Annotated in this window: 9 protein-coding genes and 1 riboswitch; of the genes, 4 read left to right on the forward strand and 5 right to left on the reverse strand. The window is 38.4% G+C overall.

The annotated features are described in order from the left end of the window. Window positions 1–4: 4 nt before the first annotated feature. From IGL07_RS10310 to ssnA, 5 genes are read right to left on the reverse strand one after another with little or no spacing between them, the layout of a single operon-like run. Window positions 5–1330: a YgeY family selenium metabolism-linked hydrolase gene (locus IGL07_RS10310; protein ID WP_002362247.1), complete on the reverse strand. Its 1326-nt coding sequence runs from the start codon at window positions 1328–1330 to the stop codon at window positions 5–7. After that, on the reverse strand, window positions 1321–2514 hold the full coding sequence (gene dpaL / locus IGL07_RS10315) for a diaminopropionate ammonia-lyase (protein WP_002356589.1): 1194 nt from the start codon (window positions 2512–2514) through the stop codon (window positions 1321–1323). The genes IGL07_RS10310 and dpaL overlap by 10 nt, the downstream gene beginning before the upstream one ends. A 23-nt stretch (window positions 2515–2537) precedes the next feature. Further along, the gene (gene hydA, locus IGL07_RS10320; protein ID WP_438747375.1) at window positions 2538–3911 is read right to left on the reverse strand and encodes a dihydropyrimidinase; all 1374 of its coding nucleotides are present in this window, start codon (window positions 3909–3911) and stop codon (window positions 2538–2540) included. Window positions 3912–3940: 29 nt separating this feature from the next. Beyond that, a complete protein-coding gene (gene ygfK / locus IGL07_RS10325) occupies window positions 3941–6946 on the reverse strand; it encodes a putative selenate reductase subunit YgfK (protein WP_075575442.1) in 3006 nt (1001 codons plus the stop codon). Between the two features lie 30 nt (window positions 6947–6976). After that, a complete protein-coding gene (gene ssnA, locus IGL07_RS10330; protein WP_002368903.1) occupies window positions 6977–8311 on the reverse strand; it encodes a putative aminohydrolase SsnA in 1335 nt (444 codons plus the stop codon). A 402-nt stretch (window positions 8312–8713) separates the two neighbouring features. On the opposite strand from ssnA, the gene IGL07_RS10335 reads away from it, so the two are divergent. The 4 genes from IGL07_RS10335 (at window position 8714) to IGL07_RS10350 (ending at window position 12803) form a co-directional block, all read left to right on the forward strand. After that, window positions 8714–9352, forward strand: coding sequence for a helix-turn-helix transcriptional regulator (locus IGL07_RS10335; RefSeq protein WP_002381503.1), 639 nt, complete (start codon window positions 8714–8716; stop codon window positions 9350–9352). A gap of 205 nt (window positions 9353–9557) precedes the next feature. After that, window positions 9558–10910: a Mur ligase family protein gene (locus IGL07_RS10340; RefSeq protein ID WP_010817548.1), complete on the forward strand. Its 1353-nt coding sequence runs from the start codon at window positions 9558–9560 to the stop codon at window positions 10908–10910. Continuing rightward, window positions 10900–11592: a type 1 glutamine amidotransferase gene (locus IGL07_RS10345; RefSeq protein ID WP_002356583.1), complete on the forward strand. Its 693-nt coding sequence runs from the start codon at window positions 10900–10902 to the stop codon at window positions 11590–11592. Before IGL07_RS10340 ends, IGL07_RS10345 begins: the two co-directional genes overlap by 11 nt. A gap of 114 nt (window positions 11593–11706) precedes the next feature. Next, window positions 11707–11751: riboswitch (PreQ1 riboswitch) on the forward strand. Between the two features lie 77 nt (window positions 11752–11828). Then, entirely contained in the window at window positions 11829–12803 is a 975-nt protein-coding gene (locus IGL07_RS10350) for a nucleoside hydrolase (RefSeq protein WP_010817549.1), read from the forward strand. The last annotated feature ends 1 nt before the right edge of the window (window position 12804 follow it).

The raw sequence follows: 12804 nt of genomic DNA on the forward strand, positions 1-12804 counted from the left end.
TTACTTAACCACAATAAACCGTTGGTAATGCCGCATAAACGGCTGCACAACGAACCAAATCATCTTTCCAAGTTTTTTCATTTGGTGCATGTGCTTGTGCTTCGGCGCCTGGTCCGAAACCAATACAAGGAATGCCATTACGTCCCATAATTGAAACGCCATTTGTTGAGAAGGTCCACTTATCTAACAATGGGCGTTCTTCACGCATTTCCACTGTTTCTACAGAGCCTTTCCGTGTTTCTCCATAGAGATTTTTATGCGTTTCCATCAAGGCTTTTGTTACATCATGATTTTCTGGAATGACCCACGTTGGGAAATAACATTCAATTTCATAAGTTAAATCAGTATAAGAAGGACGATCATAGTTGTACATTGAAACCGTCACATCATCTCCATATTTTTTAACAGCTGGTAAATTGCGAATTTCTTCTAAACAACTTTCCCAAGTTTCTCCAGCAGTCATTCGACGGTCTAGTGAAACGGTACAGCCATCCGCAACAGCACACCGACTTGGTGAAGAATGGAAAATTTGCGATACAGTCACCGTACCACGTCCTAAGAAACGGGCTTCTTGCCACTCTGGATTGTACTTAGGATCTAACATACGAACTAAACCACGAATCGCTGTGCTTTCTGTATCTCCATTGTTGTTTAAGGCACGAACATCTTGTAAGATATCCGCCATTTTGTAAATGGCATTATCTCCACGTTCTGGTGCTGAGCCATGACACGAAACGCCTTTGACATCAACTTTAATTTCCATTCGGCCTCGTTGACCACGATAAATCCCACCATCTGTTGGCTCTGTTGAAACAACAAATTCTGGACGGATACCATCTTCTTTGATAATGTACTGCCAACATAAGCCGTCACAGTCTTCTTCTTGGACAGTAACTGTTACTAAAGCAGTATATTTTTCTGATAATAGACCTAAATCTTTCATGATTTTAGCGCCATAAATAGCCGAAACAATCCCGCCTTCTTGGTCAGACGTACCGCGACCACCGATCTCAGTTTCTGTTTCATAGCCATCGTAAGGATCAAATTTCCAGTTACTCATTTCACCAATTCCGACAGTATCCATGTGCCCATCAAAAGCAATTAATTTTTCACCAGACCCCATATAACCAAGTAAATTCCCTTGAGGATCAATGTCAATTTTATCGAAACCTAATTTTTCCATTTCGGCTTTTGCTCGCGCAATTTTGTTGCCTTCTTCTGCACTTTCTCCTGGAATTTTGACAAGGTCTCTTAAAAATTTGACCATATCTTCTCTGTAACCTTCTGCTGCTGCATTTACTGCATTAAAATCCATTCCTTTTACCTCCATAAAATTTTTTTATAATTGTCTGGATCAGTGTCCCCTTCGGTAGAAAACATTAAAACGTTTGACGTCTCATCCAGTTGCAATGCCTCACGTAATTCTTGATAGTCGGGATCTTGCATAACTGTAGCTACTAAGCCCATTGCTACTGCCCCAGATTCGCCTGATACAACTTGCGGATCCCCTTTTAATGGCGCGCCCAACATACGCATTCCTTTTTCAGAAACCCAATCTGGTGCTGAAACAAAGAAGGATGTATGATTTTTTAGAATATCAAAAGAAATCGTATTAGGTTCTCCACATGCTAAGCCAGCCATAATTGTCTGTAAATCACCATCGACAAAGCGAATTTCTCCGTCTTTTTTAATTGCTGATTGATATAAACAGTCAGCCGCCTGTGCCTCAACTACGACCATAATCGGTGGGTTTTCTGGAAAAGCATTAGCAAAATAACCAATCACCGCACCAGCTAAGCTGCCGACACCAGCTTGAACAAAAACATGACTAGGTCGTTCAGAGCCAAATTTTCTTAATTGTTGAGAGGCTTCTAACGCCATCGTTCCGTATCCTTGCATAATCCAAGTTGGAATTTTTTCATATCCGTCCCAAGCGGTGTCTTGAACCATGACACCGTTTTCAGTTTCTTCGGCCATTTTATTAGCCATTCGCACACATTCATCGTAATTAACTTCTTCGATTGTGACGGTTGCGCCTTCTTTTTCAATATTTTCTTTTCTCGTCTGTGTTGAACCCTTCGGCATGAGTACAACTGATTTTTGGCCTAATTTATTCGCAGCCCAAGCGACTCCTCGTCCATGGTTACCATCAGTTGCTGTAAAAAACGTAGCTTGTCCAAAAGCTGATCGTAATTGATCAGAAGTTAATTCATCATATGTTAGTTCCGAAACATCTTTCTTTAATTTTTCGGCAATATAGTTAGCCATGGCAAACGAACCACCTAAGACTTTAAAAGCATTTAAACCAAAGCGATAAGATTCATCTTTAACAAAGAAATCATTTAACCCCAGATACGCGGCCATATGATTCAATTCTGCTAATGGTGTTTCTGAGTACTGTGGAAAACTTTTGTGAAAAGCCAAAGCTTTCTCAATTTTTTCTTTAGACATCAGAGGTAAGTACTTATCCTCCGTCTTCGGCATTTCATTTGCTGTCCATTTAATTTTTTCCAAAAATACTTCTCCTCCTTCTATTTTTAAGTTGCTTTACGAAAAACAAATTTTCCTTGATTTGCCAAGATGACTTTCCCAGTTTCAGCAACTTTTTGACCTCTTAAATAAACCATTCGAGCCTGTCCTTGTGTTTCAAATCCTTCATACGGCGTATAATCGACATTTTGTAACTGCGTTCTCGCAGCAATCACGCCGGTTGTTCTAGGATCCCAAACAACTAAATCGGCATCACTGCCTTCTTGCACCACACCTTTTTGTGGATACATCGAGAATTGTTTAGCAATATTTTCAGAAAGCAGAGCAACCATTTTTTCCAAGGTGATTCGGCCCTTCGCCACACCTTCCGTGTAAATTAATTCTGGTCTCGTTTCAACACCTGGCATCCCATTGGGAATTTTACTAAAATCATCTTTGCCAACTGTTTTTTGTTCGTGAAAATTAAAACTGCAGTGATCTGTCGATATTGTATTGATTGCCCCCTCTTTAATTCCTTGCCACAAAGCCTGTTGATCCTCTCGTTTGCGTAGTGGCGGTGAGCAGACATATTTTGCTGCTTCAAAATTAGGCGCATCATACAAGTGATCATCTAGTAAAAGATATTGAGGGCAAGTTTCTACATAGACTGATTGTCCTCTTTGACGAGCCCGTTCCACCGCTTCTAACGATCGTTTTGTGCTTAAATGCACAATATTAACCGGCAAATCAGCCATTTCCGCTATCATCAAATATCTTGCTACCGCTTCTGCTTCCACAGCCGCCGGTCTTGATAACGGATGATAGTGCGGGGCTAACTTTCCTTGAGAAACATATGATTGGATTAATTCATCTACTAAATCACCATTTTCACAATGAACGCCTAACATTCCATTAACTTTTTTTATTTCCTTCATCGCTTCAAAAATTTCCGCATCTGTGGTCCGTAAGTTATCATAAGCCATATACATTTTGAAGGAAGTAATACCTGCAGCAATCATTTCCTGAATTTCAGCAGCTATCGTTGGTTTCCATTCAATCATGGACATATGGTAAGTATAATCACATGAACTCTTGCCTTTAGCCAATTGATTCCAAGTAGCTAAACAGTCTTTCAATGAGCCGCCTTTATTAGGTGTAGCCATATCAATAACCGTAGTCGTACCTTTGGCCACCGCCGCTTGGCTGCCAGTAGTAAAGTTATCCGCCGTACTTAACGAACCTTTGCCATTATTTAATTCCAGATGCGTGTGCGCATCAATAAAGCCTGGTAATACATAACACCCCGTAACATCCTCAATCTGAGAATTTTCTACTGGTAAATTTGCCCCCATCTCTACAATTTGCTCGCCGTCAATTCGAATATCCAATTGACGACGATTATATGCAGATACGACGGTTCCACCTTTTAGCAGAATAGACATTTATTTATCCCCCAGTCGTAAATTTCCTTTTATGCTTGCATACAATAAGCATATTCTTCAATCATAGTTACCATTAATGCGATTAAATCTTCTGGTACATCTAATCCTTGATCCGTTAATTGAATTGTTGACACCGTTCCCCATAGACGCAGTAAACAAATTTTATCCACAGGATTTTGAACATAGAAACCTGAATTAGTACTGTCATAAAAATCAGCTTCACTGTTAAATAAGGTAAATTTGTCTTTGTAAGGGGCACTTGCATAAGGGCAAAATGTTTCACAGTTACCACATTCGTTACACATCCGATCAACATGGACAATTTGTGGTTTTCCTTCGACATACACAACAATATTTGCTCGGTTTGGACAGACATCCATACAAGATTCACAAATTGTGGAGCATTCTAAGCAACGACTAGCTTGACTACAAGACATCTCGTCTGTCACAAGGATACCCCGTTTGTTTCTAACAAATGCGACATCACTATTTAAATTATCTTTTTCATAGTGATGATTGTGGACAAGACAAATATTATTTGCCGCTTTTGTTGCATCAGCGATTGCTTCAACAATTGTGGCTGGTCCTAAATTAGCGTCACCAATGACATAGACGCCTGGTATATTTGTTTCCAATGTTTCTTGATTTGAAACGACTTTCCCATAGTTGTCTGTGTGAATGCCTAATGCTTGGTAAAATTCTGTATCTACTTTTTCACCAACAGCGGCAATCACTGTATCAGCAGGAATATCAATCATTTCTCCTGTACCAATCGGACGACGGCGTCCAGAAGCATCTCGTTCACCTAGGACCATTTTTTCACAAGTTAATTGTTGATTTTCATGTTTAATTGGCGAAAGTAATTCTAAAAAGTCGACACCATCTTCTAAGGCTAAATAAAGTTCTTCTTCATCTGCTGGCATATTGCGTTTATTCCGACGATAAACCACTGAGACTTTTTTAACACCAGGCAATGTTGTGGCTGCACGAGCACAGTCCATGGCTGTATTTCCGCCACCAACGACGACAATCTGTTCCCCGTAAGGATTAAGCGTTGGATTTTCTCGGTTTGCTTTTAAAAATTCTAACGAGTTCAATGCTCGCCCAGATTCTAAACGAAGGACCCCATGTTTCCATGCACCAATGGCATAAATAACATTCGTATAGCCTTGGTTTTTCAATTCTGCCAATGATGGCGCCTCTTGTCCTGTACGGAATTCAGCTCCCATAAATTCCGCTAACTGAACGTCTTTTTGAACAGATTCCATAGAAATTCGAAATTCTGGTACAATCTGGCTACAAACGCCCCCAATTGTCTCGGATTTTTCAAACACAGTAACAGGCATGCCTTCACGTGCTAATAAATACCCAGCAGAGATCCCTGCAGGACCTCCACCCACAACAGCTGTTTTAGGTGCATTTTCTTTTGGCTGTGGCTTTTCTAGTGTCGTCAATAATTCATCATAAGCATGTTCAGCTGCTTCTAACTTCACTTCCCGAATATGAATAGATTCTTCATAAAATTGACGTGTGCATTTGGTCATACAAGGATGTGCACAAATGGTTCCAGTAATAAAAGGCAATGGATTTTTATCGACAATTACTTGCAAGGCCTTTAAATAATTGCCTTCACTTACATAACGAAGGTAAGCAGGAATATCCTGATTGATCGGACAACCACCGTCACTTCGACAAGGAGCAATATAACAATCTGTTAACGGAACTGTTTTTCTTAGTTTGGTACTTTCTGGTAATTTAATTGATTTTTGGTAACGTGCTTGTGTTTTAGCTTTCTCAACAACTTGGGCTAATTTGTCCAAGCTGACATGAACCATCTGAGGATATTCTGCTGCGCCCAATACATTAGCAACTTGATTCATTCGTTGATAGCCACCAGGTTTCAACAGAGTCGTTGCCATAGTGATTGGCCAAATCCCAGCATCAAATATTTCTTTACTATTGAAAATATCTGCACCGCCAGAATAAGAAATTTGTAGTTTCCCATCAAATGCTTCTGATAATTTTTGTGCCAATGAAATACTAAGAGGAAATAGCGAACGTCCTGACATGTACATTTCATCACCAGGTAATTCATTTGCTGCAATCGTTACCGGGAAAGTGTTCGTAATTTTAACGCCGAAGCTTAGATTTTTACTATTGGCTAATAATTGTAGACGTTGTAACATCGGTACTGCTTCTTCAAATTGTAAATCTTCTTTAAAATGGTGATCGTCAAAAACCATATAATCAAACCCTAGCTCATCCATCGTTTGACGCGCATATTCATAACCTAACATGGTTGGATTACATTTAATAAAGGAATGGAGCCCTTTTTCACTTAATAAATAGGCCGCAATTCGTTCAATTTCGTCTGATGGACAACCGTGTAAAGTCGACAGCGTAATAGAATGACAGACTTTAGGACTAATTGCTTCGATATATAAGTCATCTACTTTTTTAAAATAAGATAGATATTTTTTGGCAGCTGCTTGGCATTCCGCCCAAATCGGCGTTCCATCTGCGTTCTGCATTTCGTTAATATAACGATCAATTTTTGGTGATTGAATCCCTGCCAAATCATAGCCAACACTCATGTTAAAAATGAAACCATTCGGGTCACCTAGCTCGAACTCTTTACTCAGTAACTTCAAAACAAACCATGCTTTGACGTATTCATCATAAGCTTGGGGAACGCGCAATTCTGTGGACCACTCAACGTTGTAACATTCATCCGCTGCTGCGATACATGGTTTACTCACCGGTAGATCTTCTCCATCCAGTATCTGGACTGTCTTAACTTCAAAAAAACGAGAACCTGTTAAATAGGCCGCAATAATATTTTGTGCTAATTGTGTATGAGGACCTGCTGCTGGACCACAAGGGGTTTCCATTTTTTCTCCAAATAGCGAAATCGTTTTTGTAGGATCCGCATGATAAAATTTACGAATGCCAAAAATTGTGCCATCTTGTTGATACTCACTAAAAATCCAATTTAACAAAGCATCAATTGAGATGGGATGCATAATATCACTCATTAACGTCACTCCTTTTATTTATAATGAAAGCTATTGATTTACTCGTTTCCAGAAAGATTGTGCTTGCGTTTGCGCATCATGCCAAACTTTCTCTTCATCAATTCCTTGAACTTCACGATTACGCATCCGAATTTCTCCATTAATCACCGTGTCAGTGACCATCCCACCATTCATGCCGAATAAAATATGCATGTTATAATTCTCTTTTGTCATTGGTGTCGGGCCATGGTAATCAACAATAATGACGTCCGCTGCTGCATCAGGTTCTAAAACGCCTAGCTTTGTTTTAAAATAGCGATTAGCCATTTGCGGATTATTATCAAACAGCATTGTGGGAATTTCTGCCCAAGCCGCATTTGGCTCAGCTAAATGATGTTTGTGGATAACATTTCCTACCTTATAAGATTCCGTCACATCATTCGTATAACCATCTGTGCCAAGACCCATCAAAATACCATACTCATTAAACATACGCATCGCAGGTGGGCAACCGACCGCATTCCCCATATTCGACTCTGGATTCGTGACCACCATTGTGTCTGTATCTCTTAGTAATTCCATCTCATGAGGTCCAATATGGATGCAATGGCCTGCCATTGTCTGTTTTCCTAAAATTCCTAAATCAAATAATCGGTTCACAATCGGCTTCCCATATTTTTTCAAAGAATCATGAACATCGGCTAAATCCTCTGCAATATGAATATGATAACCAATCCCATCTGGCGTATTGGCTGCACATAATTCTAAAGAAGCATCTGATAAAGTAAATGCTGCATGCATACCCATCATCGCTTTTTGCATATCATCATTTCTTAAGGAACTGGCTTTAATAAAGGCGGCATTTTCTTGAACTGCTTCCCGCATTTTCTGCTCACCATCGCGATCAGAAACTTCATAACAAAGGCAGGTCCGAATCCCTAACTCGTCCGCTGCATTAGATAATTGGGTTAAACTCCCTGTAATTTCTCCGTAACTAGCATGATGATCAAAGACAGTTGTAACACCGTTGCGAATACTATCTAAATAAGCAACCTTACCACTTTGATAAGTGTCTTCTAATGTCAAAGCACGATCAATTCGCCACCATTGATCTACCAAAATATCCATGAAATTTTTAGGATGATAATTCGTTAAACTTAACCCACGTGCAAAGGTACTATAAATATGATTGTGCATGTTAATAAAGCCTGGCATAATCACTCCACCTTTAGCATCAATAAATGTCGCTTCTGGATAAGCTTGTTTTAAATCTTCTGTCGTTCCGACTTGTTTCACAACTTGACCATCAATCGCCACACACCCATTTTCAAAAAAATGATTCTGCGCATCCCGAGTGATTAAACGCCCATTTCCAATTAATAACATGTATTCTCCTCCTATTTTTCAACCTATTCCCCACAAGCGGCAAACGCTTACAAATCTATCGCTCAATCATTCACGAATATAGCTTGACTAGCTTGGCTAATCTATATCCCTACGAAAAGCATTTGAAGCGCTTGCATTTTTTTACTAACGAACTCATTAACTTGATTAAAGTATATCACCTTACCTTAAAAAAAACAATGCTACCTAAAAAATATTTTTTAGAATTTTGACAGCCGTTATCTTGTATTATTATTTTTATCATGCTATCATTATTTTTCAGAACAGGCAGTACGCGACATTAAAGGATTTAGCCCTGCCTATTCCATTTAAAAATATTATGTTAAATTTGACACAATCTTATAAAAACTGTTTGTGCCAGGCACATTAGAAAGGAGCTTATTTATGTTATCCGACGAAAAACTTACTTTTTTAACACAAATTGCTAAAGGTTTAGCTGGTCAATTTGGGGAAAACTGCGAAGTCGTTATCCACCAAATCAATGAAGACAATATTAACAATTCTATTGTTTCCATTGAAAATGGTCATGTCTCTTCTCGTCATCTGGGCGATGGACCTTCTCAAGTAGTCTTAGAAGCCTTAAAAAAAGACCCTAGTGAGTTGAATGATCATATTAACTATCTGACCCGCACCCATGATGGTCGTATTTTAAAATCTAGTACAATGTATTTTAAAGATGAGAATGGTCAACTCGATGGTATTTTTGCTATTAACTACGACATCACTACATTGATTGCTGCAGAGTCAAACTTAAAATCTTTGATTTCCACTGCAGAACCTGAAGAAGATAAAGACCCTGATTACATTCCTCAGGATGTTAATGAGTTGTTAGACGATTTAATTCATGAATCAGTCAAATTAGTTGGTAAGCCGGTCCCATTAATGACGAAGGACGATAAAATCAAGTGTATTCAATTTTTAAACAATAAAGGCGCCTTCTTAGTCACTAAATCTGGGGACAAAGTTTCTAACTTCTTCAATATTTCTAAATATACGCTATACAGTTATATTGATGCGAAATAAAAATGGAAATCGATGGACGATTTGTTATTAAGACAAGTCGTCTATTCTCTTTTTTCCTTCACTATTCTACTTTTTCTAAAAGACTTTTTAAATAATAGTAAGAAAAAGTAAAAGGAATTAATTTTTTATTTTAGTTATGGTATGATAGATTGAGTTTAATTTAAAATAACGAAAAATTAAAGATATAGAAATTGGGGGACAACAAATGGGGATTCGAAGTCATTTAGCAATTGCTGCAGGAAAAACTTCGCAATGGGTTTTACAAACATTTTTTAAAGGCGGCAGTAGCTACCCAGGGAAATTAGCCCTAAAAATCGATCCTAAAATTTTAGATACATTGGCAAAAGACTATGAAATTGTCGTAGTCACTGGAACGAACGGCAAAACATTGACAACTGCTTTAACTGTTAACATTTTACGCCAAGAATTTGATGAGGTATTAACAAATCCAACTGGTGCTAACATGGAGCAAGGAATTGTCTCTACTTTTTTAAATGCCAAGGCGAAAAAAGGACAAAAGAAATTTGCGGTTTTAGAAATTGATGAAGCAAGTTTAAGCCGTGTCACTAAATATATTCAACCAAAATTATTTGTTTTTACGAATATTTTCCGCGACCAAATGGATCGCTATGGTGAAATTTATACGACGTATCGCTTAATTATGGAAGGCGCCGCCGCTGCTCCTGAAGCAACTATTTTGTGCAATGGTGATTCGCCAATTTTTAATTCAAAAGAAACTGTAAATCCTCGCAAATACTATGGATTTAATCATTTACAACCAAAAGAGCAATTGGCTCATTACAATACAGATGGGGTTTTATGTCCAAAATGTAATCATATTCTTCATTATAAAATGATTACGTATGCTAATTTAGGTGATTACTATTGCCCAAATTGTGGCTTCAAACGCCCTGAATTGGATGTGCAGTTAACTGAAATGGTCCGGATGGATAATACATCTGCTGATTTTGTGATTGATGGCGAAGAATACGGCATTGCTGTTGGTGGGATGTATAATGTTTATAATGCGCTAGCGGCCACAGCGGTAGCAGAATACTATCAGGTGGCACCAGATAAAATCCGAGCAGGTTTAGCTTATGATGAAAAAGTTTTTGGGCGTCAAGAAACCATTAAAGTTGGCGATAAAGAATGTACGTTAGTTTTAGTAAAAAATCCCGTTGGTTTAAATCAGGTCATTGATATGATGGGCTTAGCCCCTTACTCTTTCTCGCTAGTTTCATTATTAAATGCTAATTATGCAGATGGAATTGATGTCAGTTGGATTTGGGATGGTAATCATGAAGCCTTTGCTGATATGGACATTCCAAAAGTAATTGCTGGCGGTGATCGCCATGAAGATATGGCCTTGCGTTTAAAAGTTGCGGGTATTCCTGAAGAAAAATTACTAGAAATTCCTGATTTGGAGCAAGTAATTTCAGAAATTAAAACGTTGCCGACAGATCATGTCTATATTTTGGCAACCTATACTGCTGTTTTGCAATTAAGAAAATCATTAACAGCCCAAGGGTATATTCAAGGGGGAATGAATGGTGTCTAAAGAATTAGTCGTTTGTCATTTATATGGCAACTTATTAAATACTTACGGAGATAACGGAAATTTATTGATGCTTAAATATTTAACCGAAAAAATGGGCGTTACCTTCCGATCAGAAATTATCAGTATCTACGAACCGTTTGATCCCGAAAAATATGATTTAGTCTTTGTTGGTGGCGGTCAAGACTTCGAGCAATTGATCATCTCAGAAGACATTCAGAATAAAAAAGAAGCTTTGACTTCTTATATTGAAAATGACGGCGTCTTGTTAGCTATCTGTGGTGGTTATCAACTTCTAGGACATTACTATGTCGGCGCACAAGGCGAAAAAATTAAAGGAATCGGTGCATTAGATCATTACACTTTGAGCCAAGACAACAATCGTTTCATTGGTGATATCGAAATTTATAATGAAGAATTTGATGAAACGTATTATGGTTTTGAAAATCATAATGGCATGACTTTTTTAGGCGAAGGTGAACGACCTTTAGGAACAGTCAAACAAGGCAAAGGCAATAACGGTCAAGATAATGGCGAAGGCGTTGTCTATAAAAATGTGTTTGGCTCCTACTTCCACGGTCCAATCTTAGCACGCAACAAAAATCTAGGGATTCGGTTAATTCGGACCGCTTTAGAGAAAAAATATGGTGAACCGATCGCTATTCCTGAAACGCTTTATAAATAAAAGAAGAATCTAGTTCCTACATATAGGGCTAGATTCTTTTTCATTTCTCCGACAACTATTTACATCTTTACAAAATATAGTAAGATAAAGAGGTGCATTTAAAATCGAGAATTTCTCGGACTGGTTCGGAAACTTCCCAGAATAAAAAACTAAGTATCTCTCAATACTAACTCAAGTCATAGCTTTTTTAACAAGAGTTATCATTTGCAGTTAACGAAAAAGGAGGATTGGAAAAAATGCAAAAAGTAATTATTGATTGTGATCCTGGAATTGATGACACGCTTGCTCTCTTGTATGCACTTGCTTCACCAGAGCTAGATGTCCAAGCGATTACAGTTGTTTGCGGAAATGTCCCTGTGGAGATTGGCGTGGAAAATGTTTTTAAATGTTTGGAAAAAGTTAATCGCTTAGATATTCCTGTCTACCAAGGGGCTGCTAGCCCTTTAAAACGGCCATTTGTTAGTGCACAAGATACACATGGCATGGATGGTTTAGGTGAAACATATTTCCCCAGAACTAGCAAAATCCAAACACAAGCGCTTTCCGCTGCTGACTATTTAGCACAAACCTTTCAACAAGCTACCGATTGCTCAATCATTGCCCTTGGTCCTTTAACAAATATTGCTTTGGCTTTAAAAAAAGAACCTCTTCTGGGGCGAAATCTTCAACGTTTTGTCTCAATGGGTGGCACCTTTAAAAGCCACGGCAATTGCTCTCCTGTTGCAGAATTTAATTATTGGTGTGATCCTGATGCAGCAGCTTGGGTTTTTGAGGAATTAGGTGCAAAAATCGAGATTGTCGGCTTAGATGTCACACGAGAAATTGTTTTTACACCAACAATTCTCAATTATTGTCAACGACTCAACCCCAAAATGGGGAATTACCTCGCTGAGATTACTCAATTTTATTTTGATTTTCATTGGAAATATGAACGTATTTTAGGGTGTGTTATCAACGATCCCTTAGCGGTTGCTTATTTTATTGATCCTACGCTCTGCCAAGGCTTTTCCAGTTACGGACAAATTGTTCCTGACGGCATTGCTATGGGGCAATCAATGATCGATCAGTATCATTTCCAGCAGCAACCAGCCAATTGTCATGTCTTGACTACGGTTGATAGTCAACAGTTTTTCGTGAAGTTTCTATCCATTCTTTTAAATGTACAAATAGATGAGATCGAAAGAGATTTCAAAAATTTAAGGATGGGATAAC

It is taken from the genome of Enterococcus sp. DIV1368f (genome assembly GCF_051712245.1).
In the GTDB taxonomy this organism is placed as follows: domain Bacteria; phylum Bacillota; class Bacilli; order Lactobacillales; family Enterococcaceae; genus Enterococcus; species Enterococcus faecalis.